At 65.6% G+C, this 24945-nt stretch carries 23 protein-coding genes and 1 tRNA gene; 17 read left to right on the forward strand and 7 right to left on the reverse strand.

All coding sequences use genetic code 11. The annotated features are described in order from the left end of the window. Positions 1-41 precede the first annotated feature (41 nt). The 4 genes from cysT (at position 42) to RND78_RS05650 (ending at position 4404) form a co-directional block, all read left to right on the forward strand. On the forward strand, positions 42-854 hold the full coding sequence (cysT, locus tag RND78_RS05635) for a sulfate ABC transporter permease subunit CysT (RefSeq protein ID WP_312726743.1): 813 nt from the start codon (positions 42-44) through the stop codon (positions 852-854). A 19-nt stretch (positions 855-873) separates the two neighbouring features. Further along, a complete protein-coding gene (gene cysW, locus RND78_RS05640; RefSeq protein WP_312727276.1) occupies positions 874-1731 on the forward strand; it encodes a sulfate ABC transporter permease subunit CysW in 858 nt (285 codons plus the stop codon). 6 nt (positions 1732-1737) lie between these two features. Continuing rightward, entirely contained in the window at positions 1738-2706 is a 969-nt protein-coding gene (locus tag RND78_RS05645) for a sulfate ABC transporter ATP-binding protein (protein WP_312726744.1), read from the forward strand. Positions 2707-2853: 147 nt separating this feature from the next. Beyond that, the gene (locus RND78_RS05650) at positions 2854-4404 is read left to right on the forward strand and encodes a methyl-accepting chemotaxis protein (protein ID WP_312726745.1); all 1551 of its coding nucleotides are present in this window, start codon (positions 2854-2856) and stop codon (positions 4402-4404) included. Here RND78_RS05650 and RND78_RS05655 read toward each other — a convergent pair. From RND78_RS05655 to gabD, 3 genes are all read right to left on the reverse strand, one after another. Continuing rightward, the gene (locus tag RND78_RS05655; RefSeq protein ID WP_312726747.1) at positions 4401-5597 is read right to left on the reverse strand and encodes an HDOD domain-containing protein; all 1197 of its coding nucleotides are present in this window, start codon (positions 5595-5597) and stop codon (positions 4401-4403) included. The genes RND78_RS05650 and RND78_RS05655 overlap by 4 nt on opposite strands. Before the next feature lie 114 nt (positions 5598-5711). Further along, a complete protein-coding gene (gene gabT, locus RND78_RS05660; RefSeq protein WP_312726748.1) occupies positions 5712-6992 on the reverse strand; it encodes a 4-aminobutyrate--2-oxoglutarate transaminase in 1281 nt (426 codons plus the stop codon). Between the two features lie 197 nt (positions 6993-7189). Beyond that, the gene (gene gabD, locus RND78_RS05665; protein WP_312726749.1) at positions 7190-8638 is read right to left on the reverse strand and encodes an NADP-dependent succinate-semialdehyde dehydrogenase; all 1449 of its coding nucleotides are present in this window, start codon (positions 8636-8638) and stop codon (positions 7190-7192) included. 340 nt (positions 8639-8978) lie between these two features. Between gabD and RND78_RS05670 the strand changes: the two genes are divergently transcribed. From RND78_RS05670 to RND78_RS05685, 4 genes are all read left to right on the forward strand, one after another. Further along, positions 8979-9055 (forward strand) — tRNA-Arg (locus tag RND78_RS05670). Between the two features lie 408 nt (positions 9056-9463). Then, positions 9464-10399, forward strand: coding sequence for a restriction endonuclease (locus tag RND78_RS05675; protein ID WP_312726751.1), 936 nt, complete (start codon positions 9464-9466; stop codon positions 10397-10399). Between the two features lie 161 nt (positions 10400-10560). Then, on the forward strand, positions 10561-10947 hold the full coding sequence (locus RND78_RS05680; RefSeq protein ID WP_312726752.1) for a hypothetical protein: 387 nt from the start codon (positions 10561-10563) through the stop codon (positions 10945-10947). A 305-nt stretch (positions 10948-11252) separates the two neighbouring features. Continuing rightward, positions 11253-11570, forward strand: coding sequence for an SMR family transporter (locus RND78_RS05685; RefSeq protein WP_312726754.1), 318 nt, complete (start codon positions 11253-11255; stop codon positions 11568-11570). A gap of 12 nt (positions 11571-11582) precedes the next feature. Here the strand turns inward: RND78_RS05685 and RND78_RS05690 are convergent, their stop codons facing one another. Then, positions 11583-12068 carry a hypothetical protein gene (locus RND78_RS05690; RefSeq protein WP_312726755.1) on the reverse strand — a complete coding sequence of 162 codons (486 nt, stop codon included), beginning with the start codon at positions 12066-12068 and terminating at the stop codon, positions 11583-11585. Between the two features lie 109 nt (positions 12069-12177). On the opposite strand from RND78_RS05690, the gene RND78_RS05695 reads away from it, so the two are divergent. From RND78_RS05695 to RND78_RS05715, 5 genes are all read left to right on the forward strand, one after another. Then, the gene (locus RND78_RS05695; RefSeq protein ID WP_312726756.1) at positions 12178-13260 is read left to right on the forward strand and encodes a PQQ-dependent sugar dehydrogenase; all 1083 of its coding nucleotides are present in this window, start codon (positions 12178-12180) and stop codon (positions 13258-13260) included. A gap of 297 nt (positions 13261-13557) precedes the next feature. Further along, positions 13558-14631 (forward strand): saccharopine dehydrogenase C-terminal domain-containing protein, encoded by a 1074-nt coding sequence (locus RND78_RS05700; protein WP_312726757.1) that lies wholly within the window; start codon positions 13558-13560, stop codon positions 14629-14631. Positions 14632-14696: 65 nt separating this feature from the next. Then, positions 14697-15638, forward strand: coding sequence for a Gfo/Idh/MocA family oxidoreductase (locus tag RND78_RS05705; protein ID WP_312726759.1), 942 nt, complete (start codon positions 14697-14699; stop codon positions 15636-15638). 100 nt (positions 15639-15738) lie between these two features. After that, positions 15739-17379, forward strand: a complete 1641-nt coding sequence (locus RND78_RS05710; protein ID WP_312726760.1) for a methyl-accepting chemotaxis protein — start codon at positions 15739-15741, stop codon at positions 17377-17379. A 97-nt stretch (positions 17380-17476) separates the two neighbouring features. Further along, positions 17477-17731 carry a hypothetical protein gene (locus RND78_RS05715; RefSeq protein WP_312726762.1) on the forward strand — a complete coding sequence of 85 codons (255 nt, stop codon included), beginning with the start codon at positions 17477-17479 and terminating at the stop codon, positions 17729-17731. Positions 17732-17871: 140 nt separating this feature from the next. Here RND78_RS05715 and RND78_RS05720 read toward each other — a convergent pair whose 3' ends face one another. Beyond that, a complete protein-coding gene (locus RND78_RS05720) occupies positions 17872-18036 on the reverse strand; it encodes a hypothetical protein (RefSeq protein WP_295467814.1) in 165 nt (54 codons plus the stop codon). Between the two features lie 225 nt (positions 18037-18261). Here RND78_RS05720 and RND78_RS05725 point away from each other — a divergent pair, with 225 nt between their 5' ends. The 4 genes from RND78_RS05725 to RND78_RS05740 are packed head-to-tail and all read left to right on the forward strand — an operon-like array spanning position 18262 to position 21870. Then, positions 18262-19155 (forward strand): SDR family oxidoreductase, encoded by an 894-nt coding sequence (locus tag RND78_RS05725; RefSeq protein ID WP_312726765.1) that lies wholly within the window; start codon positions 18262-18264, stop codon positions 19153-19155. 5 nt (positions 19156-19160) lie between these two features. Beyond that, complete coding sequence (locus RND78_RS05730; protein WP_312726767.1) at positions 19161-20960, forward strand: glycoside hydrolase family 15 protein; 1800 nt, start codon at positions 19161-19163, stop codon at positions 20958-20960. Then, positions 20957-21538, forward strand: a complete 582-nt coding sequence (locus RND78_RS05735) for a DNA-3-methyladenine glycosylase (RefSeq protein WP_312726769.1) — start codon at positions 20957-20959, stop codon at positions 21536-21538. Before RND78_RS05730 ends, RND78_RS05735 begins: the two co-directional genes overlap by 4 nt. Before the next feature lie 41 nt (positions 21539-21579). Beyond that, entirely contained in the window at positions 21580-21870 is a 291-nt protein-coding gene (locus tag RND78_RS05740; RefSeq protein WP_312726771.1) for a DUF2845 domain-containing protein, read from the forward strand. A 709-nt stretch (positions 21871-22579) separates the two neighbouring features. Here RND78_RS05740 and RND78_RS05745 read toward each other — a convergent pair. Both RND78_RS05745 and pstB read right to left on the reverse strand, forming a co-directional pair. Then, a complete protein-coding gene (locus RND78_RS05745; RefSeq protein ID WP_312726773.1) occupies positions 22580-23866 on the reverse strand; it encodes a putative porin in 1287 nt (428 codons plus the stop codon). Between the two features lie 310 nt (positions 23867-24176). After that, the gene (gene pstB, locus RND78_RS05750; RefSeq protein WP_059316941.1) at positions 24177-24941 is read right to left on the reverse strand and encodes a phosphate ABC transporter ATP-binding protein PstB; all 765 of its coding nucleotides are present in this window, start codon (positions 24939-24941) and stop codon (positions 24177-24179) included. Positions 24942-24945: the final 4 nt, after the last annotated feature.

Raw genomic sequence — 24945 nt, forward strand, 5'->3', positions numbered from 1 at the left:
TGGCGAACGTCTCGCCGGGGCGCCTTGCAGAAGGACGCCTCATGTCTCGCCGTCTCTCCCCGGTCATACCCGGCTTCGGGCTGACCCTGGGATTCACCCTGAGCTACCTCGCGCTGATCGTGCTGATCCCGCTGGGCGCCATGTTCCTCCACGCCAGCCAGCTGACCCTCGGGCAGTTCTGGTCGCTGATCACCGGGCGCCAGGTACTCGCGGCCCTGCAGCTGTCCTTCGGCACCGCGCTGCTCGCGGCCTTCGTCAACGGCATCCTCGGCACCCTGCTGGCCTGGGTGCTGGTGCGCTACGAGTTTCCCGGCCGCAAGCTGATCGACGCCATGGTCGACCTGCCCTTCGCCCTGCCCACCGCCGTGGCCGGCATCGCCCTCACCGCGCTCTATGCACCCAACGGGATGATAGGTTCGCTATTTCCCTTCAAGATCGCCTATACCCCCCTCGGCATCACCCTGGCGCTGATCTTCGTCACCCTGCCCTTCGTGGTGCGCACCCTGCAACCGGTGCTGGCGGACATCCCCAAGGAGATCGAGGAAGCCGCCACCTGCCTGGGCGCCCGCCCCTGGCAGGTGTTCCGCTACGTGCTGGTGCCGACCCTGTTGCCGGCCTGGTTGACCGGTTTCGCCCTGGCCTTCGCCCGCGGCGTGGGCGAATACGGCTCGGTGGTATTCATCGCCGGCAACATCCCATTCAAGACCGAGATCCTGCCGCTGCTCATCGTCTCCAAGCTGGACCAGTACGACTACACCGGTGCTACCGGCATCGGGGTGTTCATGCTGCTGGTGTCCTTCGTCATGCTGCTGCTGATCAACCTGCTGCAGCGCCGCATCCAGCCCAACATCTAAGGACGTCCGCATGAGCCTCATGACTTCGACCAAGGCGGATGCCCGCACCCAGAAGCAGCGGACGCCGGTGGCCATCGCGCTGATCGCCAGTGCCTGGCTGATCTTTCTGCTGATACTCGTCCTACCTCTATATATGGTGCTGTCCCAGGGCCTGGCCAATGGTATCGGCGCCTTCTGGGATGCCATCAGCGAACCGGATGCCCTCTCGGCCCTGAAGCTGACGCTGTTCGCCACCGCCATCTCGGTACCTCTGAACCTGGCTTTCGGCCTGGCCGCGGCCTGGTGCGTGACCAAGTTCGAGTTCACCGGCAAGAGCCTGCTGGTCACCCTGATCGACCTGCCTTTCTCGGTCTCGCCAGTGATCGCCGGTCTCGTCTATGTACTGCTGTTCGGTGCCCAGGGCTTGATGGGCCCCTACCTGCAGAGCGTCAACGTGCAGATCGTCTTCGCCGTGCCCGGCATCGTGCTCGCGACCATCTTCGTTACCTTCCCCTACGTGGCCCGTGAGCTGATCCCGCTGATGCAGGAACAGGGCACCCAGGAGGAAGAGGCGGCACGGCTGCTGGGCGCCAATGGCTGGCAGCTGTTCTGGCACGTGACCCTGCCCAATGTGAAATGGGCGCTGATCTATGGCGTGGTGCTCTGCACCGCCCGGGCCATGGGTGAGTTCGGCGCGGTGTCGGTGGTCTCCGGACACATCCGTGGCCTGACCAACACCCTGCCGCTGCACATCGAGATTCTCTACAACGAATACAACATCGTCGCTGCCTTCAGTGTGGCGATCCTGCTGCTGCTGATGGCCCTGGTGATCCTGCTGCTACGGCAGTGGAGCGAAAGTCGCCTGAGCCGCCAACTGCAGCACCGTGATGAGGAATAAGGCGCCATGAGCATCGAGATCCAGGGTATCAACAAACGTTTCGGCGCCTTCCAGGCGCTCAAGGACATCAACCTGCACATCGAGAGCGGCGAATTGGTCGCCCTGCTCGGCCCGTCCGGTTGTGGCAAGACCACGCTGCTGCGCATCATCGCCGGCCTGGAAGCGCCGGATGCCGGCAACATCGGCTTCCACGGCGAGGACGTCTCCGGGCGCGACGTGCGCGATCGCAACGTCGGTTTCGTGTTCCAGCACTACGCACTCTTCCGCCACATGACGGTGTTCGACAACGTCGCCTTCGGCCTGCGCATGAAGCCGCGCCGCGAGCGACCCAGCGAGGCACAGATCGCCAGCAAAGTGCACGAACTGCTGAACATGGTGCAGCTGGACTGGCTGGCCGACCGCTATCCCGAACAGCTCTCCGGCGGCCAGCGCCAGCGCATCGCCCTGGCCCGCGCCCTGGCGGTGGAGCCCAAGATCCTGTTGCTGGACGAGCCCTTCGGCGCGCTGGACGCCAAGGTGCGCAAGGAACTGCGCCGCTGGCTGGCGCGGCTGCACGAGGAGATCCACCTGACCTCGGTGTTCGTCACCCATGACCAGGAAGAGGCCATGGAAGTGGCCGATCGCATCGTGGTGATGAACAAGGGGCAGATCGAGCAGGTCGGCTCGCCGGGTGAGGTCTACGAACAGCCGGCGAGTGACTTCGTCTACCACTTCCTCGGCGACTCCAATCGCCTGGCGCTGGGGGAGCAGGAACTGCTGTTCCGTCCCCACGAGGTGGAGCTCGAGCGGGAGCCCCGTCCGGGCTATCACGCCGCCGAGGTGCGTGACATCCGTCCGCTCGGCGCCATCACCCGGGTAACCCTGCGGGTGCCGGAGCAGACCGAGGTGATCGAGGTCGAGCTGGTCAAGGACCATCCGGTGCTGGCTGGCCTGCAGCGCGGCACCGCCCTGCACTTCCTGCCGCGTACGCCCTGAAGCGAATCATCGGACGGCTGCGACGAAAGTCGTAGCCGCTATCGTCAGACAACGATTGCAACCTCTGGAAAGCTGGCTCCATGATCGAACCCTGGCGACCCCATCACGGTGTCGACCTCGACCTGAGCACAAGAACAAGGAGGTCGCATGCCCCCGCGCTGGCAACTGGTACTGCCGCTGCATCTGCTGACCGTCGTCGGCGCCCTACTGCTCTGGCAGACGCTGGCCTGGCCGACCGCGGTGGGCATCGGCCTGACGCTGGTGGCGGGTCTCTGGCCCTGGCTGGCAAGACGGTCCTCCGCACCGCCCACGACGCCTGCCCCGGCGCTCGATGACCTTACCCGCGATCTCTCGCGCAGCACGGCGCGCAACGCCGTGGCCATCGCCGGGGTCGCCTTTGCCGCCCAGCAACTGGCAGGCAAGGTGCAGTCCCAGGCCAGCGCCGCCGCACAGATCTCCAGCAGTGCGGCAGCCCTCACCCAGACCGAACAGGACAGCGCCGGCAGCGCCCGCCAGGCCCTGGAGGTGGCGCAGCAGGTGCACCAGCGCAGCGAGGCCGGGCGCGACGCCTTGAATTCGGCGATCAGTGCCATCCGCGCCCTGAGCGATCATGCCCGCGAAAGCCGGGAGCTGATCGCCGGCCTGAGCGCCCGCACCGACAAGATCCAGCAGGTCACCGAGGTCATCCAGGCCATCGCCAGCCAGACCAACCTGCTGGCGCTCAATGCCGCCATCGAAGCCGCGCGTGCCGGCGAGCACGGACGCGGTTTCGCCGTGGTGGCGGACGAGGTGCGTGGCCTGGCGGCACGGACGTCCAGCGCCACCGGCGAGGTAGGGCTGATCGTCGCCGATATCGGCCAGCAGACCGGCGCGGTGGTCCAGCAAATCCAGCAGTTGGCCGCGGCCCTGGAGGATGGCGTGCGCCAGGTGGAGCGCACCGGCGAAGGCCTGCAGGAAATCGCCCACCTAGCGCAGACCGCCGAACGCCAGGCCGCGGACATCGCCCTGGGTACCGCGGCCAATCTCAGCCAACTGGAAAGCCTGGCCCAGGCGGTGGATCAGGTGCACGCCGATCTGGCTGACAGCGAGCGCCAGACCAGTCGCCTGAGCACGGCTGCCGACGAGCTGGTGGACATGGCCGAAGCCAGTAGCGAACGCCTGGCCGAGATCGGCCTGGACAGCTATCACCAACGCATCTTTGAACTGGCTCGCCAGGGGGCGGACGCCATCGGCCGGCGCTTCGAGGAAGACCTCGCCGCTGGCCGCATCACCCAGGACGCCCTCTTCGACCGCCAGTACCAGCCCATCCCCGGCTGCCAGCCGCCGAAGTACCGGACCCGCTTCGACAGCTACACCGATGGTGTGCTGCCGACGATCCAGGAACCGCTGCTGGAGCAACATCCCGGCCTGGTATTCGTCATCGCCTGTACCCCGGAAGGCTATGTGCCCACCCACAACAGAGCCTTCGCCCATGCGCCCACCGGCGACCTGGCGGCGGACACGGCACGCAGCCGCAGCAAGCGCATCTTCGGCGACCGCACCGGCAGGCGCTGCGGCAGCCATCAACAGCGGCTGCTGCTGCAGACCTACATGAGGGATACCGGCGAGGTGATGCATGATCTCTCGGTGCCGATCCTGGTGAACGGCCGTCACTGGGGTGGACTGCGCCTGGGTTATCGACCCGATAAAGCCAGCTAGGCGAGCTTGAGCTGGCTGACGGCCAGCTTCCACACCGGCGCCTCCAGGCCGAGCATGCGCCCGGCCTTGTGCTCGACGAGGTCGTCGAGGGCATCGTCCGGCGGCAGGCTCGCGGCATGGGCGGCCAGATGCAGGATCAGCGACGGCTTCGGCAGCACCCCGTGCAGGCTGTGCACCGCCGCTACCAGCTCACGCAACTCCAGCGGCAGGCGCCAATGTCGTTGCAGCTCTGCGGAGAATTCCAGGCTGTAGCTCATCAGGGCGCGCTCCACCGCCGCCTCATCGATCAGGCCACCGCCGTCGCACCAACGCTGCAGCCCCTGCAACACGGCCAACTCACCCAGGCGATGCAGCAAGCCACCGGTATAGCAGCGTTCGGCGTCTTCGCGGGCATAGCGCAGTGCCAGCAGCCGGGCGCAGTCGGCGGCGCGCTGGGCGAACTGCAAATAGCGCTCGGCGCGCTCGGCCAGCAGGGGATGGTCGAGCCGCGTCGCCCGCCTGAGGCTCAGGCCCAGGACCAGATTGAGGGTGAAGCCGACCCCAAGGCGCGGCAGGGCCTGGCTGAGGGTCTGACAGGATTGCCCCACGCGCTGGGAGGCGCTGTTGGCCGCGGCGATCAGGGTCGCGGTGACCAACGGGTCCTGGCCGAACTCCGTTTCCAGCTCGCCCAGGCTGCAACTCGCGCTATCACGGCAGCGCTGGATGATGCCGGGCAGATCGGCGAACAGCGGTACGGCATCGATCTCGGCCGCCAGTCGTTGCAGATAGTCGTCCAGCGTTCCCTGCAACTCGGCCTGACCGGTATGGGAATCATCGTCAGCGGGCGGCAACAGGCTGCCCAAGCGGCGCAACACCTCTTCGGCGGCGTAAGGCTTTACCAGATAGGCGGTGGGCGCCAGGCGCAGCGCGGCGCGCACATAGGCGGCATCGGCCTGGTCGGAAAGCAGGATGACTGGCTGCAGGGGCTGGGCACCACGCTGGCGAATGCGTCGCAGCAGGTCGAGTCCATCGCCGTCGGCGGGACTTTCGATGATGACCAGGGCGCATCTCTTACGACGATCCAGTTCGGCAAGCGCCTGGTAGCCATGGCCATATTCGTGGACCAAGGCATCGGCGCGCACGGCCAGGATGAGTGACTTGAGCAGGTCACGGGTCCAAGGATTGGCGTCGACGATGAGTATCAGGGGCGGCATCCCAACCCACTCCTGCTTGAGGTAAGCGAAGCGGCGGATGATGCGTCAAACGCGAGCTTTCTGCCAAGCCCGTCACAGCCGAACCGCCCTCTTTCGAGGGCGGCCGGCTAGCACTCAGGCCAATTCGGCGAAACACTCGCCGATAATGGCCAAGCCGCGGTCCAGCTCTTCATCGCTGGCGGTCAGGGGCACCAGGATGCGCAGCACGTTGCCGTAGCTGCCGCAGCTGAGCAGGATCAGGCCCTTCTGGCGGGCGCGGACGACGATCTGGCTGGTCAGCTCGGCGTCGGGCTGTTCGACGTCGCCGCCCTTGCCCAGCTCCATGGCGATCATGGCACCCAGACCCCGGACGTCGCAGATCTGCCGGTGCTTGGCGGCCAGCTCACGCAGGCCAGCGGTGAGGCGCTCGCCCACGGCCTTGGAGCGGTCCAGCAAGTTCTCCTGCTCGAAGGTCTCGATCACCGCCAGGGCCGCGGCGCAGGCGATGGGGCTACCGGCATAGGTACCGCCCAGGCCGCCAGGGGCGACGGCATCCATCACCGTGGCGCGACCGGTCACGCCCGACAGCGGGAAGCCACCGGCGATGGACTTGGCGAAGGTCACCAGGTCGGCATCCACGCCCATCTGCTCCATGGCGAAAAAGGTGCCGGTACGACCGGCGCCGGATTGGACTTCGTCGGCGATCAGCAGGATGCCATGGGTGTCGCATAGCTTGCGCAGGCGCTGCATGAAATCCTTGGGCGCGGCATAGAAGCCGCCCTCACCCTGCACCGGCTCGAGGATGATGGCGGCCACGTCGCCGGGCGCGGCATCGTTCTTGAAGATGCGCTCGACGCTGGCGATGGCGTCATCGACGCTGATGCCGTGCAGTTCGCAAGGATAGAGTGCGCGATAGACCCCTCCGGGCATCAGGCCCATGCCGGCCGAATAGGGCGCGACCTTGCCGGTGAGCGACAGGGTCATCATGGTGCGACCGTGATAGGCGCTGGAGAAGGCGATGACGCCGGCGCGCTGGGTGGCGGCGCGGGCGATCTTGATGGCGTTCTCCACGGCTTCGGAGCCGGAGTTGAACAGCACGCTCTTCTTCGGGAAGTTGCCCGGCACCAGCTCGTTGAGCTTCTCGCAGACTTCGACGTAGGGCTCGTAGGCCAGCACCTGGAAGCAGGTGTGGGAGACCTTGGTCAGTTGCTCCTGCACGGCCGCCACCACGCGCGGATGCAGGTGGCCGGTATTGAGCACGGCGATGCCGCCGGCGAAGTCCAGGAACTCGTTGCCCTCGACGTCCCAGACCTTGGCGTTCTCCGCACGGGCGACGAAGATCGGGTGGGTCTGGCCGACGCCACGGGCGACGGCGGCACTGCGGCGGTGCATCAGGGAATCATTGGTGTGGCTCATTGCAGTCCTCGATGGCCGCTCATCGTGCGGCCGGCTACGGGAGAAACGCGGACCGGATTCCGGGCAGCATACGATGATCGACTGCCAACGGCCCGGCGTCCGCGCCGGGAAAAACGGGTGGGGCTGAGCCCGAGCGACGCAGACTCAGCCTGGTTGGGCGTCGACGCTGGAGCCGTCTCACCCAACCCAGGAGGGGCTCAGATGCCGAGGCAGAGGTACTTGATTTCGAGATAGTCCTCGATGCCGTACTTGGAGCCTTCGCGGCCCAGGCCCGAGGCCTTGACGCCACCGAAGGGAGCGACTTCGTTGGAGATCAGGCCGGTGTTGATGCCGACCATGCCGTACTCCAGCGCCTCGGCGACGCGGAACACACGGGACAGATCACGGGCATAGAAGTAGGAGGCCAGACCGAACTCGGTGTCGTTGGCCAGTTCGATGACCTCGGCCTCGTCCTTGAAGCGGAACAGCGGCGCCAGCGGGCCGAAGGTCTCTTCCTTGGATACCTTGGCGCTGCGCGGCACCTCGGCGAGGATGGTCGGCTCGAAGTAGCTGCCACCGTTGGCGTGGGCCTTGCCCCCGGCGATGACCTTGGCGCCCTGGCTCACGGCGTCGTCGATGTGTTCCTTGACCTTGGCCGCGGCCTTGGCGTCGATCAGCGGGCCGATGGTGACGCCCTCTTCCAGGCCGTTACCGACCTTGAGCTTGGCCACGGCGGCCTTGAACTTCTCGGCGAAGGCGTCGTAGACGCCATCCTGGATATAGAGGCGGTTGACGCAGACGCAGGTCTGACCGGCGTTGCGGTACTTGGAGGCGATGGCGCCTTCCACGGCCTTGTCCAGGTCGGCGTCGTCGAAGACGATGAAGGGCGCGTTGCCGCCCAGTTCCAGCGACAGCTTCTTGATGGTGGGCGCGCTCTGCTCCATCAGCTTGGCACCGATCTCGGTGGAGCCGGTGAAGGAAATCTTGCGCACGATGGGATTTTCGGTCAGCTCGGCACCGATCTCGGTGGCGGAACCGGTGACCACGCTCAGCACGCCCTTGGGAATGCCGGCGCGCTCGGCCAGTTCGGCCAGGGCCAGCGCCGAGTACGGGGTCTGGCTGGCGGGCTTGATGACCATGGTGCAGCCGGCAGCCAGGGCCGGGCCGGCCTTGCGGGTGATCATCGCGGTGGGGAAGTTCCACGGCGTGATGGCGGCGGTGACGCCGATGGGCTGCTTGATCACCAGGATGCGTTTGTCGGCCTGGTGGCCGGGGATGGTGTCGCCATAGATACGCTTGGCTTCCTCGGCGAACCACTCGATAAAGGAGGCGGCATAGGCGATCTCGCCCTTGGCCTCGGCCAGCGGCTTGCCCTGCTCCAGGGTCATCAGGCGGCCCAGGTCGTCCTGGTTCTCGATCATCAGCTCGTACCAGCGACGCAGCTTGGCCGAACGCTCCTTGGCGGTCAGGGCGCGCCAGGCCGGCAGGGCACGATTGGCGGCATCGATGGCACGCTTGGTCTCGGCGCGGCCGAGCTTGGGAATGGTACCCAGGGTCTCGCCGGTGGCGGGGTTGTCCACCTTGACGCTGTCGCCGCTGTCGGCGTCGATCCAGGCGCCGTCGACATAGGCTTGCTGGCGGAACAGGGAAGCATCTTTGAGCTGCATTACGGTCTCCTGGGCTGAAAGGGCCGGAAGCAAGGGCGGATCACCCCTGCGCCTGCGATAAGGTCAGGCTTGGAACCGGTGGGTTCGCCACCGTTCAGTGCCCGCGTTAAACGTCCGAACCGCCGCAAGCGTTCGAAATATTGAACGCATCCTAGGAGAATCCTGAACCCCTGTGCAAGAGCGATCGGGAGGTTTTCTCACCGGCTGTCCCACTGTTTATCCAGGCTCGCCTGCCACCGAAGAAACACTCGTTCAAAATCAACAACATCGTGCATTCGGGCATGGACGGTCCGCGGCAAGGTGAGTATGATGGCGACCGATTCAGCGTCACCGAATCGCTGCACTCGTAGCTCAGCTGGATAGAGTACTGCCCTCCGAAGGCAGGGGTCGTGGGTTCGAATCCCGCCGAGTGCGCCATCTTCCGTTCACGGCCGTCATGGTCCGGTGAACGTCAAAAAAGCCCGCCATCGAGCGGGCTTTTTCGTTTCCGGAATGCCGCCAAGACTTCCACTTATCGAAGCGCAGCGCAGCTTTCCCCTATCCCGTACTAAGCTGTTCGACGTTCAAAGGTTGAGCGGCGGCTAGCTAAACACATCCGCCATTGTGTCTGGCATCATGCCCTGCAACACCGTCACTTCCGCAGTGAGGCTGAAGAACTCAAGGGATGGAACATGGCAGAGAGCAGTAACTTCGTTTTTTCAAAGGGCGTAGCCTGCCGTGTCGAACAACTTCTTCGCCGGCCAGCTCGAAATGCCCGTTAAGTCGCCCGGACGCGATCAGCAGGCCACTCAGTTGAGCTAAACCCTTCAAGGAAGAGAACGAACCATGTCCGTGCCGACCTACGACCAGTTCATCGAACCCATCCTGCGTTTTCTCGCCGTCCGCCCGGAAGGCGCCACGGCAGGTGAGGCTCACGAAGCGGCTGCACAGGCGTTGGGCCTCAGTGAGAAGCAACGACAGGAGACCATAGCTAGTGGCCAGCCTACCTACAAGAACCGCTCGGGGTGGGCGCATGATCGACTCAAGCGCGCCGGCTATTCCAGTAGCGCCAAGCGTGGCTATTGGCAATTGACCGACAGTGGCCGCGCCTTTGCCCAGGCCAACCCGACACCATTGAGCCAGGAGCAGGTCGAGCATCTGGCGTTGAACTTCATCAGCGTGCAGCTCAAGCCGGCACCAGATGCTGCCTCGCTGGATGAGGGTAACGACGCGTCCGCTCCGCTCGTTCAGGCCGATCTGGCCACCAGCAGTCCCCAGGAGCGCCTAAACCAGGCCATCCTCGAACTGCGCACCAGTGTGGCGGGCGATCTGTTGGATAACCTGCTGCAGGCCAGCCCAACGCGTTTCGAACATATCGTGCTCGACGTGTTGCACCGCCTGGGCTACGGCGCGAATCGCCAGGCGCTGCAGCAAGTAGGCGGTAGTGGTGACGGCGGCATCGATGGGGTGATCTCGCTGGATGCCCTGGGGCTGGAAAAGGTCTATGTACAGGCCAAGCGCTGGCAGAGTACCGTCGGCCGCCCCGACCTGCAGGCCTTCTATGGCGCCCTGGCCGGGCAGAAGGCCAAACGTGGCGTCTTCATCACCACCTCCGGCTTCACCGCCCAGGCGGTCGACTTCGCGCGCTCGGTCGAAGGCCTGGTGCTGGTGGACGGGAAACGCCTGGTCGGCCTGATGCTCGACCATGAGGTCGGTGTCACCTCGCAGCTTTACAAGGTGCCCAGGCTGGACAGCGATTACTTCGACGAATCGCTGGGCTGAGTTGGCGCTGCCTCACGCTTCACACTGGCCACCCCAGCAGGCCAGGCCCAACGTAGGCCATTCTTTGCCGAAAAGCGCTTGCCAGAGCCATAGCGCCTGAACCAAGCGCCTGTCGCAGGCTCTCAAGGTCTCAGTCTACGGCCACTCTCGAGGAGACCTGGATGAAATCCCTAATCCCCCTGCTGCTGTTACCCCTCGCCCTGGGTGCCTGCACCAAGGAGCAAGGCCGATCCGACGATCTCGGCCTGCCCAGCTGCAACCTGGAGCAGCAGCGTGCACTGCCTGGCGAGCTGGGTGGCTCGATCAGCGATCCGCTCCAGGCGCATATCTCCATGCGCGCCAATGTGCTGCAGGCGGACGTGAGCACGGCGCGCAAGGCGCGGCGGATCAGTCAGGAGCAGGCGAACGCGTTCAGTGAGCGCATCGCCCAGGTGCGTGGCCAGAGCGACGCCCTGGTGCAACAGCAAGGCTTCCTCAGTGCCGCCGAGCGGGCGAGCTTCGACCGGACGTTCGATGGGATCGCCGTACAGATCTGCCAACGCCCTTAGAGCCTGTTCAACGTCTGCTGCGCGTCGGCCAAACGGCGTTGAAAATGCCCTGGGTCGCCAGCCTGGTCGGAATGCTCATTTACCACTCGTAAACTCCGCTTCCTCAGGCCTTTTCGCCTTGTTTGTCTCTAGCTCGCGAGACTTTGAACAGGCTCTTAGAGACGACGGCGGGTCGAAAGACCTGGGCGCAGGCAGCTCGGATAGCCGCGCCGATCAGGCGGTGACTCTGATCACCGCCTCTTCCATAGCCCCTGGGGACGACCCTGAGGATCGGCGGGCAGGCCGGGTTGCACAGGAGGCCGTCCGTGGCTTGGCTCTATCTGGTCTGTGCGGGACTGCTCGAGGTGGTTTGGCCGTTCTATCTGAAGCAGTCGGCGGGCTTCACCCGGGTCATACCGACGGTGATCACTCTGGTCGCGATGGTGGCGAGCGTGGCGCTGTTATCGATCGCCATGCGCAGCCTGCCGCTGGGCATGGCCTATACGATCTGGACCGGCATCGGCGCGGTCGGCGCCTTCGTGGTGGGCATCCGGGTGCTGGGCGAGGCCGCCAGCCCCCTGCGGATCTTGGCCGCGGCCTTGATCGTCAGCGGACTGGTGTTGATGAAGCTGACCTCGTCCTGAGATCACTCTCCCCTAGTACAGCACACCTGCCCGGTCCGCCTGCGGTCGGACCAGCCAGATGAACAGCAAGCCTCCCACCAGGCCGCCCACGGCCATTGCCAGCAGGCCATCCAGGGTGCGGGTGGCGTAGATGAGTACTGGCATGGGGGCAAAGGCGTCAATCAGGCGAATGGCAGCGATCAGGCTGACACCGGTGGCCAGCGGTACCAGACCGGCGCGGTAGGCCCCCTTGCGACGGCCGAGCCAGAAGGCCGCGGCTAAGGCTGGTAACCAAGCGGCGAGCACGATGGCGGCATAGACGGGTCCGAAGCCCAGCAGATCCTGCAGCGACGTCTGCCAGCGGGTGGCGGCGTCTATCGACTGCCCCAGACCCTGCAGCGCGGCCAGGTTGTACTGGGTCTGCACCAGGCTGCCCCAGGCGGTGGCCAGCAACAGGGCGGCGGCGAACGCCAATAGCGGGCGGGGTCTGAACAAGGCGCGCCAGAGCGGTTTGGACATGAGCGGACATTCTCGAAGAGAGGTAATGATGGTAGCGACAGCGGATGCCTGCGGTAGACCTCGGCCGTCATGTAAAGCTTCCCGGTGCTGGGCCGGGTTTGTGTTGCTAATGGTTGTGCTGGGAGGTCCGCTGGCCACGGCGGCACCTGCCTACCGGATCGAGACGGTGGCGACCGGACTCGAACGGCCCTGGTCGCTGGCCTTTCTACCCGATGGCCGGGCGCTGTTGACCGAGGGTGCCGGACGGCTGCGCGTGCTGGTGCCGGATGGCCAGGGCCGGCTCAGCCTGCAGGCGGAGGCCGTGAGCGGATTGCCCGAGTTGTATGACGAAGGCCAGGCTGGGCTGTTCGAGGTGCTGCCGGACCCGGACTTTAGGAATAACCAGCTGCTCTACCTCTCCTACGCTTCAGGCACGCGCCAGGCCAATCACCTCAAGGTGGTGCGCGCGCGGCTGGATGGCAGGCGCCTGCAGGACGTCCGCCCCCTGTTCACCAGCCAGCCGGCCAAGGCCTTTGGTCAGCACTTCGGCGCACGCATGGCGCTGCTCGGCGACGGGACCCTGGCCATCGCCCTGGGTGATGGCAACGTGGAGCGGACCGACGCCCAGCGACTGGATACCCACCTGGGCAAGATCGTGCGGGTGACCCGCGACGGCGGCGTGCCAGCGGACAATCCCTTCGTCAACCGGCCGGGTGCCCTGCCGGAGATCTACAGCCTCGGCCATCGCAATCCCCAAGGGCTGGTCTGGGTGCCCGAGCGCCAGGCGCTGTACGAACACGAGCATGGCTCCAAGGGCGGCGACGAGCTGAATCTGATCCGCGCCGGTGCCAACTACGGCTGGCCGCTGACCACCGGCGGCGTGGACTACACCGGCGCGCGCATCACCCCCTTTCGCGAGTTGCCGGGCATCACGCCACCACTGCTGGAGTGGACGCCCTCCATCGCTCCGGCCGGTATGACCTGGTACGACGGGATGGGCTTTCCCGCCTGGCGCGGCAGCCTGTTCGTGGCGGCGCTGCGGGAGAAGTCGGTGCGGCGGGTGCCGCTGGTGGACGGCGCGCCCGGTGAGCAGGAGGTGCTGTTCCGGGAGTTGGACCAGCGCCTGCGCGACGTGCGCAGTGGACCGGACGGTAATCTCTGGTTGCTCACGGATGGCGAGGAAGGCCAGGTGCTGCGGGTGGTGCCGGATTAAGGCGGCGGCGCCTGAGCGAGCATCGAGCGTCCGGCTTATCGCGGCCATGGGCCGCTCCTACAGCAGCCGAATGTCCCGTAGGAGCGGCCGCAGCGGCGGACCGCCATGGGCGCGATCAAGGTTCGGCGCGAAAACCACCTTTCAGTAGCAGCGATTTCACCCACAAGCGAGCCGCCTCGTCGAAACGACGAAAATTCCGACGGCTCGTCAAATAAGAGACAACGATTCGACGCTCTGACACTCACATCCGACAGCGCCACTTTTTAAGCTGGAGCCTTCAACCACGGAGGATCCGCCATGAAAGTCACCCTGCTCGGCGCTGGCCACATCGGCTACACCATTTCGCAATTGCTGCATGCCAGTGGCGACTACCAGGTGACGGTGGCGGATCGTGACGAACGCGCCCTGGCGGCCATCGCGGCCCTGGGCGTACAGACCCGCCCCCTGGATACCGCCGATGCCAGCGCCCTGGCCGCCGCCCTGGACGATCAGGACGTGGTACTCAACGCCCTGCCCTATCACCTGGCGATTCCCGTGGCCCAGGCGGCCAAGGCCACCAATACCCACTACTTCGACCTGACCGAAGACGTGAAGGCCACCAAGGCCATCCGCCAACTGGCCGAGGGTGCGAGCAACGCCTTCATGCCCCAGTGCGGCCTGGCGCCCGGCTTCATCGGCATCGCCGCTCACTCCCTGGCCAAGCGCTTCGACAGTGTGCGCGAGGTGAAGATGCGCGTCGGCGCCCTGCCGGAGTTTCCCACCAATGCCCTGAAGTACAACCTGACCTGGAGCGTCGACGGCCTGGTCAACGAGTATTGCCACCCGTGCGAAGCGGTGCGTAACGGCGAGCTGCAACTGGTGCAGCCGCTGGAAGGCCTGGAGCACTTTTCCCTGGACGGCGTGGAATACGAGGCCTTCAACACCTCGGGCGGCCTGGGCACCCTCTGCGAGACCCTGCAGGGCCAGGTGGAAACCCTGGACTACAAGACCGTGCGCTATCCCGGTCACCGTGACCTGATGAAGTTCCTGCTGGAAGACCTGCGCCTGGCGAATGACCAAGAGCAGCTCAAGGACATCCTGCGCGGCGCCGTGCCCACCACCATGCAGGACGTGGTGCTGGTGTTCGTCACCGTCAGCGGGATGCGTGGCGGCAAGCTGGTGCAGGAGGTGTTCAGCCGCAAGATCTTTGCCGCCGAGCGCGACGGTCGCCTGACCAGCGCCATCCAGATCACCACCGCCGCCGGCATCTGCACCGCCCTGGATCTGTTCCGCGAAGGCAAGTTGCCGCAGCGTGGCTTCATCGCCCAGGAACAGGTGGACATGGACGCCTTCCTGGCCAACCGTTTTGGCAAGGCCTACCAGCCGGCCTGATCGGGGAAGTTTCTCGGCGCCTAAGGGGTCCATAACGGAACAACCACCGTTAGAGGGCCCTTTTCATGCTCAGCGTCGCCATCGTCGGTTGCGAACAGATCCACGCCCAGGATTACCTGGACACCAGCCTGGCCGATCCGCGGGTAAGGGTGGTGGCCGTAGCCAGCGAACGCGATCCCGCCCGGGCGCAGCGGCTGGCTGCGCCTCATGGCCTGCCCGTGCTGGACGACTTCGCCCGGCTGCCCGAAGTGGACCTGGCCTTCGTCACCACCGCCATCGATGACCATGAGGCGGCAGTAGCGGCCCTCCTGCCCCGCGCCCGCCACCTGTTCGTGGAAAAGCCGCTGGCCGTCTCGGCCGAGCGGGCCACTGCCTTGGCCACGCAACTGGCCGGCCGCACCTGTTTCAGCGGCTTCTACCTGCGCACCGATCCGGCCCTGCAGCGCCTGCGTCAGCTCGCACGGGATGGCGCCATCGGCACCCTCACCCACCTGTCGTTGACCGCGGGCCATCCAGGATTGCTGGAGGGCTGGCTGAGCGATTGGCCGGCGCATCTGGACGAGACGCGCATGGGCTATGGCGCCTTCGGCGACCTGGCGGCGCACCTGCTCGACTTCGCCGCCTGGCTGACCGCTCGGCCCCTGACCGTGGAGCACTGCCGGCGGGAGCAGGACGCGCGCTGGCCGCTGGATCATGGCGGCGAGGCGCTGCTGTGGGCCGGCGACCTACCGATCCACCTGCGTACCAGCGCCATCCTGCGCGGGCCACGCCTGGCCATTCGCCTGGACGGCACGGAGGCGACCCTGGAACTCGCCGCGGGACGCTTGCTGTGGCACGACGCCCAGGGAAACCAACGAGTGCTGGCCGAGGACGTGGTGCCCGGGGTCCCGCAGGGCGCCATGGCGGTGTTCGATCACCTGCTTGGCCGCACGCGCCCCGAGTTAGCCAACCTGGCCGACGCCCTGGCGGCCAATCGCCTGCTGGACGACCTCTACCGGCGAACCTGAGTGGCCGGCGACGCCCCGGCAAATCGTCTGACTGAATTAAAGCTCGTCTGACATGTGCCGATAGCCAGGGCGTAGTTTCCTCGGCTCAAAGGACACGTCCATGATCTGGTTCAACAATCTGGCGCTGGCGAAGAAGCTGGCCATCGCCTTCGGCCTGTGCAGCCTCATCACCCTCGGCATCGGAGCGATCGGCCTGCGCGGCATCGGCAGCCTGAATACCCTGCTGGACTCGGTGCTGAACGACAACCTGGTATCCATCACCCAGCTCAACGACACCAAGAGCAACGTGATCGGCCACAACCGCGATCTGTTCCGCCTGCTGTCGATGGTCTATGGCAATGCTCCCCAGGCCGAGCAGGATCGGGTCATCGCCTCCATGCGCTCCAACCAGGCCGATGCCGAGAAGCCCTTCGCCGACTATCGCCAGACGCCCCTGGAGCCCGATGAGAAAGCCGCTGGCGACGCCTTCCTGCAGGACTGGCAAAGCTACCTCGCCGGAGTCGAGAGCGTCCTGGCACGGCTGGCCGCCAAGGATACGCAGGGCGCCGCGCAACTGCTGAACGACCAGGTACAGCCCATCTATCGCAAGACCATGGCCTCGTTCAAGATCATGGTGAATTCCAACAAGCGTCAGAGCAGTGAATCCGGCGTCCTGGCGGTCACTACCTACCACCAGGCGCTCTGGACCCTCAGCGGCGGCATCCTGCTGGCCCTGGTCTGCGCCCTGGCGCTGGGTATCGTCATCACCCGGATGATCGTCACGCCGATCCGCGCAGCGGTGACCAGTGCCGCGCGGGTTGCCCAGGGCGATCTGACCCAGGCCATCCAGAGCACCCGCCGCGATGAAGCCGGTCAGTTGCTGCAGGCCCTGGGCGGCATGCAGCGCAGCCTCAAGGACACCGTGCAGCGGATGGCCGGCGCCTCGGGGCAGCTCGCCGCGGCTGCCGAGCAATTGCAGGTGGTCACCGAAGAGACCTCTCGTGGCCAGGTGCGCCAGCACGACGAGGTGCAGCAGGCCGCCACCGCGGTCAACGAGATGACCGCAGCCGTGGAAGAGGTGGCGCGCAATGCCGTCTCCACCTCCACCGCCTCCCAGGAAACCAGCCGCGAGGCCCAGCTGGGCCGCGAACAGGTGCTGCAGGCTGCCCAGGCCATGACGGTGATGACCCGCGAGATCACCGACTCCACCCAGAAGGTGCAGACCCTGGAGGGCCAGGTCCGCGAGATCGGCCAGGTGTTGGAAGTGATCCGCGGCATCGCCGAGCAGACCAACCTCCTGGCGCTCAACGCCGCCATCGAAGCGGCCCGCGCCGGCGAGCAGGGTCGCGGCTTCGCCGTGGTGGCGGACGAGGTCCGCGCCCTGGCCCACAGGACCCAGGGCTCCACGGGTGAGATCGAACGCATGATGAGCGCCGTGCGCGGCAGCGCCGAAGAAGCGGTGAGTGCCATGCACAAGAGCCAGACCCTGGCCGACGACACCCAGCAGCGTGCCAATCGCGCAGGCGAGGCGCTGCAGCGCATCACCGAAGGCGTGGCGCGCATCGAGGAACGTAACCTGGTGATCGCCAGCGCTGCCGAGGAGCAGGCCCAGGTGGCCCGCGAGGTGGATCGCAACCTGGTGAACATCCAGGACCTGTCGACCCAGACCGCCACCGGGGCGCAGCAGACCGCCGCCTCCAGCCAGGAACTGTCACGCCTGGCGACGTCCTTCCAGGGACTGGTGGCGCAGTTCCGCCTCTGAGCCCCCGGTAGCGCCGTCGCCTCAGCGGGCCGACGCGTCCGTGGGAACATTGCGCGGCGGCGCGGTTCTGAGCTGGACACCCTGAATGGATGCTCCCATGCGCTTCACCTACGACGCTCGCCGCAGCTATCGCCTGATCAGCCTGGACGATGGTCGGCTGGCGGGTCAGTTGCTCTGTGGTCAGCTGTACATCATGGTCGCGGGCGACGGCGCCCAGCCGGCGCCCTACGCTCAGCTGGAGGATGACCAGTTGCGCACCACCGCGGGAGACCTGATCGGCTGTCGCGAGGCGGACATCCTCACCCTCAGGCGCACCGGTGCCGCCCTGCGGCTAGAGCCCGTCGAGCCCTAAGGCTTGTCTAAAAAGTCGCCGAGCGAAGGTGAGGCAAGGCAAAAATCAGCGAGGAAGCGGAGTTTACGAGTGGTAAATGAGCATTCCGAGTTGATTTTTAACGCAGCATCACCGATGCGCAGGCACTTTTCAGACAAAGCCTAGCGCGGACCGACGAAACCCGGGCCGCCCCCGGGCCCACCGTGACCACCCGGCCCCCCACCTGGCCCGCCATGGCCGCCGCCGGGCGGTGGCATGAACCACCAGCAACCGGACAGCGACAGTAGTACGGCCAGCACGGCCACCTTGCAGCTCTTCACCCACATCGACCTTCTCCTGCCGCGAGGGACCTTCCCTCGTTCCTGTCCTTGGACGCCGGGCGCTGGCGAAAGCACCGTAGCCGGGAGTAAAGCCTGGGTAAGAAGACTGTCGAAACAGATACGTCTTCTGATGATCGCAGGGAACCTCATCCGCGGTTTGCCTTTCCATTTCCTTGAACGTCATCGAAAAGGTGCCCATTCGGTACCCTTCTCACCGCCTCAGGAGATGTCATGTCCAGCGACAACCAGTACGCCATGCGGAACCCCCTCACCCAGTATCCCCAACCGGAGTTTCCCAAGCAGCCCCAGGAGGCACCGGGTCTGGCCCAGGTCATGCAGCCGCGTCCCGACCATGGCGAGACCAGCTACAAGGGCTTCGGGCGCCTGGCCGGGCGCAAAGCGCTGATCACCGGTGCGGATTCGGGGATCGGTCGGGCGACTGCCATCGCCTATGCCCGCGAGGGTGCCGACCTGGTGCTCAACTACCTGCCCGAGGAAGAGGCCGACGCCCAGGAAGTGGTGCAGCTGGTGGAAGCCGAAGGCCGCCAGGCGTTTTGCGTACCAGGCGATCTGAAGGACGAAGCCTTCTGCAACCAGCTGGTGAGCAAGGCCAGGGAAACCCTTGGCGGCCTCGACATCCTGGTCAACGTGGCGGGCAAGCAGACCGCCGTGCAAGACATCGCCGAGCTGACCACCGAGCAGTTCGACGCGACCTTCAAGACCAACGTCTATGCCCTGTTCTGGCTATGCAAGGCCGCGCTGCCGCACCTGCCGGCCGGTGCCGCCATCATCAACACCACCTCGATCCAGGCCACCCAGCCGTCGGAGTTCCTGCTGGACTACGCCTCCACCAAGGCAGCCATCACCAACTTCACCAAGGCACTGGCCAAGCAGGTGGCCGCCAAGGGCATTCGCGTCAACGCCGTGGCCCCCGGTCCGTTCTGGACGCCCCTGCAACCCAGCGGCGGCCAGCCCCAGGAGAAGATTCCCAGCTTCGGCGGTGAAACGGTGTTCAAGCGCCCGGGCCAGCCGGCGGAACTGGCGCCCATCTATGTGCTGCTGGCCTCCCAGGAATCCAGCTATGTGACCGGCGAAGTCTATGGCGCCACCGGAGGCATGGGCTGACGGCTGTGGCGGCCTTCGATCCCGCTCGCCAGGACGGCTACGCGCCCCTGGCGGGTTACGCCGCCCTCTCCGACGGTCGTTCGGTGGCCCTGGTGGCACCGGACGGCTCGCTGGACTGGTGGTGCGTGCCCAACATGGACTCCGCCCCGCTGTTCGATCGCCTGCTGGATGCCCCGGCCGGCGGCTTCTTCGCCATTGCCCCGGTGGCCGACTATCGCGTCGAGCGCGCCTATCGCGAAGACAGCAACGTACTGGAAACCTGCTTCCATACCGCGGACGGCAGCGTGCGCCTGACCGAATCGCTCAACAGTGGCTCGGCCGGGCGCCTGCCCTGGTGCGAATTGGGCCGTCGGCTGGAAGGCCTTTCCGGGCGGGTCGAATTGCGGATCGAACTGGTGCCGGGTACCCAGGGCCAGACCGTCTCGCCGTGGATGCGCCGCACGCCCAATGGCGAGGTGATGCACGTCGATGGCGTGATGGCTACCCTGCGCTATTGCGAGCGCCTGGAGATCCTCCAGTGCGATGACCGCCGCCTGCTGGCGCGCCTGGTGCTGGAGGCCGGCCAGCGTAGCGTCCTGGCCTTGACCGCGACCGAGAACGAACCGCTGATCGTCCCCACCCTGGAAGAGGTCGACCAGCGTATAGACCGCAGCGACCAAGCCTGGCGCGAATGGGCCCAAGGTTTCGTCTACCGCGGTGAATTCCTCAGCGAGGTGAAGCGCTCGGCCCTGGCGCTCAAGTTGCTGCTCTACTCGCCCACCGGCGCCATCGTAGCCGCGGCTACCACCTCGCTGCCGGAACGGATCGGCGGCGACAAGAACTATGAATACCGCTATGCCTGGGTGCGCGATGCGGTCTTCACCATCAAGGCCTTCCTCTACCTGGGCGCGTTGGGCGAGGCCCAGGCAGCGCTGGCCTGGATCCAGAACGTTATCCGCCGCCACGGCAATCGCCTGCACACCTGCTTCACCCTGGAAGGCGAGCTGGCGCCCGAGGAGCGCACCCTCTCCGTACCGGGCTATCGCGACTCCCAGCCGGTGCGCGTCGGCAATCGCGCCAGCGCCCAGTGCCAGCTGAGTCTCTATGGCGATCTGCTGGAAACCTTCCGCCTTTATGCCAGCAAGGGTCATGTGCTGGATTTCGCCACCGCCAGCCTGCTCACCGACCTGGCCAATCTCTGCGCGGACAGCTGGCGCCAGCCGGATGCCGGCATGTGGGAGCTCCCCGAAGAGCGGCACTACACCCTGTCCAAGCTGGGTTGCTGGTTCGCCTTGGATCGCGCCGTGACCCTTGCCCGCGACGGCCATATCCCCGATGCCATGTGCGGCCGCTGGCAACGCGAGCGCGATCGCATCCGTGATTGGGTCAATGAGCACTGCTGGAGCGAGCGCAAGCAGGCCTACACCTTCTATGCCGGTACCGAGCGACTGGATGCCGGGTTACTGCTCGGGATTCGCTTCGGCTTCGACGGCGGTGAGCGTTCGGTCAGCACCCTGGCCGCCATTCGCCGCGAGTTGACCCGAGGTCCGCTGGTCTATCGCTACAGCGGTGCCGAGCAGGAAGAAGGCGCCTTCCTGGCCTGCTCCTACTGGATGGTCGAGGCCCATGCCGTACTGGGCGAGGTCGACCAGGCGCGGAAGTTGATGCGCGAGGTCTTGGCCGCCAGTCTCAATGGCGTCGGCCTGATGACCGAGATGCGCGATCCGCACGATGGCGCAGCCCTGGGCAACTTCCCCCAGGGCCTGAGCCATCTGGCCCTGGTGCATGCCGCGCTGATCCTCGAAGCACCGGAGCCCAAGGCGTGACAACAGTGGACTTCAGCCGTCCGGTGGCTGAAGTCGCCCGCCAGCTGATCGGCGCCACGCTGGCGGTCGAGGGCGTGGGCGGCCTCATCGTCGAGACCGAGGCCTACGACGGCGAAGACCCGGCCTCCCATAGCTTTTCCGGCCCGACCCTGCGTAACCGTGCCATGTTCGGCCCGCCCGGGCACGCCTATGTCTATCGTTCCTACGGCATCCACTGGTGCTTCAACCTGGTCTGCCGCGAGGCCGGCCACGGCGCTGGGGTGCTGATCCGCGCCCTGGAGCCGCTCTGGGGCCTGGAACTCATGCGCGAACGCCGTGGCGGGCTGGCCGACCGCCTGCTCTGCGCCGGTCCCGGTCGGCTCTGCCAGGCGCTGGGCATCGACGGTAGCCACGACGGCCTGCCGCTGGACGAGCCGCCCTTCCTGCTGGAACCAGCCGCTGCCGAGGTAGCCGTGGTACAGGGTCCGCGCATCGGCATTACCCGTGCCCGCGAGGTACCCTGGCGCTTCGGCCTGGCCGGCTCCCGCTACCTCAGCCGTGGCTTCGCCAAAGCCGTTCCTTTGCTGGATAACGGCTAGGCTGAAGGCAATGGCCTCTGCCGCAATCTCCCAGGGTCTCGATGCGCACTCGCTATCTATCGCTATGTCTCCTGCTCTTCCCCCTCCTCGCCCAGGCCAGCCTGCGCTGCGGTCAGAACCTCGTCGAAGAAGGCGACAGCGTCGACCAGGTCCTGGCTGCCTGCGGCGCGCCGGCCGAACGCCAGGTCAACCCACCGGCGCTGCGCAACAACGGCGTGCCCAAGTTCGACGCGGCCGAGACCCAGTTCTGGACCTATGGCCCGGAGAACGGCGCCTTGCGCCATTTGAAATTCATCGACGGCAAGCTGGTGGAGATCAGGTTGGTGCGTTAGGGACCGGGGGTTGTGTTCTGGTGGCGAAGCTCCATGGCGGTCCGCCGATGCCGTTGCTCCTACAGACGTAGTGTGGAAAACGGCGCAGCCTTTTCCACGAAGAGTTCGCCGCCGAGGTTCCCTCACCCCAGCCCTCTCCCAGAGGGAGAGGGGGCCTTGAGCGGATGCTCGTCTTCGGTCGCTCAGGCGATAAGGCTGTTGTTCCACGGACTAGCCCGTACCGGTAGGAGGCCCATGGCCACGATAAGGCAAGTGCCCCTAAAGCAGCGTAGCCTGGAAAACGGCGCAACCTCTTCCACTGGGCTTCGTGGCGAAGGCGCCCGCACCCCGCCCAGGCATTCAGCTCCATCGGCCCCGGCGAACTCGTGATCGGCCTTGGTGCCCCCGCCCATGGCAGCAACTGTCTTTGTGCACTCTATCGCAGACATGGGCCGCTCCTACAGGAAGAGATACGCCGGTTTGGCATGATCTTTGCTATGACTGATGGAAACTGAACGCCTGCTCGGATAGCCCCCTCTCCCCTCGGGAGAGGGTTGGGGAGAGGGTTGGGGTGAGGGCCTCCTCGCCACCAAGTCTCCAGTGGAAAAGGCTGCGCCGTTTTCCACGCTACGTGACGTATCCCCACAGCGATAGGATAGTTGCTCCTGCAGACAAAAAAGAACCGCCACGCGGGCGGTTCAAGAGGAGCACGGCCTGAGGGCCGTGGGGTTTAGAACTTGGCTTCCAGGTCCAACTGCAGAGTCTTGACGTCGGCGTTGTCGCGGAAGCGGCTGGCGGTGTCGGACTCGGCGAGGAAGTAGGTCAGGCCGACGCCGAAGTTCTTGTCGATGTCGTAGCCCAGCTTGAGCTTGTGCCCCCGCGCGCCGGTCGAGCCGTTGCCGAAGTCGGAGTCGGTGAAGGCCCCCACCACCGCGTTGCGCTGCACGTCGCGGTAGTTGTACTCCAGGCCGACCCGCTGCATCAGCTTGGTCTTGGCGCCCACCAGCCAGGCGGTGTCTTGGCCGTCGTCGGCCTTGTCGTTGACCACGTACTGGCCATAGAAGGACAGCGGCACCCACAACTTGGTCAGGTCCAGCTGGGCGAAGCCCTCGTAGAGCTGGAAGCGGTCGGTGGTGTTGCCGTTGGCTGCCAGGGCGCAGGGCGAGGTGACGGAGCCGGTGGTCGGGCAGGCGCTGTCCTGGTCCTTGTCGTAGGCATAGACGCTGCCCCCTACCATCAGCTTGGCGGCATCGCCCAGCTGGAAGCGGCTGCCCAGCTGGCCGGCGTAGAGGCGCAGGTCGTGCTTGAACTCGTAGCCTTCGCCGTCGACGTTGTCCTTGAGCACGTAGTAGCCCGTGCTGCCGAACAACTCGGCACCGCTGCCCAGGTCGTACTTGTAGGTACCGGCCAGGCCTTCGGGGTTGATGTCGCTGTCCCAGATGACATCACCGGTGCTGACCCACTGCTGCGCCATCTTGCCGCCCACCAGGTGCAGGTTGGGCAGCGCCGTGGGGTGGTAGTCGATATAGGCCAGGTCCAGCCAGATCTGCTTCTTGTTGAAGTAGTTGTTCAGGTCCTGGTTGGTGGAGCGGGCATCGTCGCCGCCACCGGTGGCGATGCGGATGCCGGTATCCACCTGCGGATTGATCTCGCTGTAGGCGCCCAGCCGGGCCCGGATGCGCTGGCGGTCGCGATCCCGGCCGTTGTCGGGCTCGCCGGCGATGTCGATGCTCTCATGGCGGACGCGTACATCGCCCTTGATCTGGGTCTTGGCGGCCCAGGCCAGTTTCTTCTCGAAGTCGGAGGTCTTCTGCTGCTGGGCGACCTGGGCGGCGCGCGCCTGCTGCTCCTGCTGCAGGTCCCCGCGCAATTCGGCGTACTGCGCGGGGGTAATGGAGCCGTTGGCCTTGAGCATGTCGAGCAGCTTCTCATCGACAGCGGCACTCGCAGCGGCCGAGCAGGTGGCCAAAAGTACGCCCGAGAACAGCGCCGTGAATCGATAAGGGGTAATAGACATCGGAGATCTCCTTTCAGGACAGTCCAGGCAATGACGGCTGATGTGCAGCCCTTCACAAAGCGAGGCCAGTCTCGGCAGAAGAGATGTCGTTTTGCCTGCAAAAAGTTAAAACTTTTAATACAAGCCATTGAAATATAAGGAAAAGATTTAATAGAAGTGCCATACATTGCCGTTGTGGCAACGATGCTTATCGCTCGCTGGAACAATGACGCGTGCTACTTGGTGGCAAGGCCGCTGTACCCCGTCGCCTTCCTGCGCCCATGAAAAAGGCCACTCCGAGGAGTGGCCTTCTGTATAGGTGCGGCGAGACTCAGCCGAAACGACCGGTGATGTAGTCCTCGGTCTGCTTCTTGTCCGGCTTGGTGAAGATCTTGTCGGTCTTGTCCACCTCGATCAGCTCGCCCAGGTACATGAAGGCGGTGACGTCGGAACAGCGCGCCGCCTGCTGCATGTTGTGGGTGACGATGACCACGGTGAAGTCCTGCTTGAGTTCGGCCAGCAACTGCTCGATGCGCGCGGTGGAGATGGGGTCCAGCGCCGAGGTGGGTTCGTCCAGCAGCAGCACCCGCGGCCGCAGGGCGATGGTACGGGCGATGCACAGGCGTTGCTGCTGACCGCCGGAGAGGCCCAGGGCGCTCTGGTTCAGCTTGTCCTTCACCTCATCCCACAGCGCGGCGCCGCGCAGGGCCTGCTCGACACGATCCTGCAATTCCACGCGCGACAGTCGCTCGTGGTGGCGGATGCCGTAGGCGACGTTGTCGGCGATGGACATCGGGAAGGGCACCGGCTTCTGGAACACCATGCCGATGGTGCTGCGCAGGCGGCTCAGCGAGTACTTGGGATCGAGGATGTTCTCCCCGTCCATGAGGATCTCGCCAGTCGCTTCCAGCCCCGGGTATTCCGAGTAGATGCGGTTGAAGATCCGCAGCAGCGTGGACTTGCCGCATCCGGACGGGCCGATGATGGCGGTGATCTGCTTGGCCGCGATGTCCAGGTTGATCGACTTGAGCGCCTGGTGGCCCTTGTAACGGAAGCCGACGTCGCGCGCCTGCAGTTCCGGTATCTGCGTCTGCATGGTA

Source organism: Pseudomonas oryzihabitans (genome assembly GCF_032027545.1).
GTDB lineage: Bacteria > Pseudomonadota > Gammaproteobacteria > Pseudomonadales > Pseudomonadaceae > Chryseomonas > Chryseomonas oryzihabitans_F.

Excerpts from the sequence above, each read along its gene's own strand:
- cysT (WP_312726743.1), top strand. The coding sequence starts at position 42 with ATGTCTCGCCGTCTCTCCCCGGTCATACCCGGCTTCGGGCTGACCCTG.
- cysW (WP_312727276.1), top strand. The coding sequence starts at position 874 with ATGACTTCGACCAAGGCGGATGCCCGCACCCAGAAGCAGCGGACGCCG.
- RND78_RS05645 (WP_312726744.1), top strand. The coding sequence starts at position 1,738 with ATGAGCATCGAGATCCAGGGTATCAACAAACGTTTCGGCGCCTTCCAG.
- RND78_RS05650 (WP_312726745.1), top strand. The coding sequence starts at position 2,854 with ATGCCCCCGCGCTGGCAACTGGTACTGCCGCTGCATCTGCTGACCGTC.
- RND78_RS05655 (WP_312726747.1), bottom strand. The coding sequence starts at position 5,597 with ATGCCGCCCCTGATACTCATCGTCGACGCCAATCCTTGGACCCGTGAC.
- gabT (WP_312726748.1), bottom strand. The coding sequence starts at position 6,992 with ATGAGCCACACCAATGATTCCCTGATGCACCGCCGCAGTGCCGCCGTC.
- gabD (WP_312726749.1), bottom strand. The coding sequence starts at position 8,638 with ATGCAGCTCAAAGATGCTTCCCTGTTCCGCCAGCAAGCCTATGTCGAC.
- RND78_RS05675 (WP_312726751.1), top strand. The coding sequence starts at position 9,464 with ATGTCCGTGCCGACCTACGACCAGTTCATCGAACCCATCCTGCGTTTT.
- RND78_RS05680 (WP_312726752.1), top strand. The coding sequence starts at position 10,561 with ATGAAATCCCTAATCCCCCTGCTGCTGTTACCCCTCGCCCTGGGTGCC.
- RND78_RS05690 (WP_312726755.1), bottom strand. The coding sequence starts at position 12,068 with ATGTCCAAACCGCTCTGGCGCGCCTTGTTCAGACCCCGCCCGCTATTG.
- RND78_RS05695 (WP_312726756.1), top strand. The coding sequence starts at position 12,178 with ATGGTTGTGCTGGGAGGTCCGCTGGCCACGGCGGCACCTGCCTACCGG.
- RND78_RS05700 (WP_312726757.1), top strand. The coding sequence starts at position 13,558 with ATGAAAGTCACCCTGCTCGGCGCTGGCCACATCGGCTACACCATTTCG.
- RND78_RS05705 (WP_312726759.1), top strand. The coding sequence starts at position 14,697 with ATGCTCAGCGTCGCCATCGTCGGTTGCGAACAGATCCACGCCCAGGAT.
- RND78_RS05710 (WP_312726760.1), top strand. The coding sequence starts at position 15,739 with ATGATCTGGTTCAACAATCTGGCGCTGGCGAAGAAGCTGGCCATCGCC.
- RND78_RS05715 (WP_312726762.1), top strand. The coding sequence starts at position 17,477 with ATGCGCTTCACCTACGACGCTCGCCGCAGCTATCGCCTGATCAGCCTG.
- RND78_RS05720 (WP_295467814.1), bottom strand. The coding sequence starts at position 18,036 with ATGTGGGTGAAGAGCTGCAAGGTGGCCGTGCTGGCCGTACTACTGTCG.
- RND78_RS05725 (WP_312726765.1), top strand. The coding sequence starts at position 18,262 with ATGTCCAGCGACAACCAGTACGCCATGCGGAACCCCCTCACCCAGTAT.
- RND78_RS05740 (WP_312726771.1), top strand. The coding sequence starts at position 21,580 with ATGCGCACTCGCTATCTATCGCTATGTCTCCTGCTCTTCCCCCTCCTC.
- RND78_RS05745 (WP_312726773.1), bottom strand. The coding sequence starts at position 23,866 with ATGTCTATTACCCCTTATCGATTCACGGCGCTGTTCTCGGGCGTACTT.
- pstB (WP_059316941.1), bottom strand. The coding sequence starts at position 24,941 with ATGCAGACGCAGATACCGGAACTGCAGGCGCGCGACGTCGGCTTCCGT.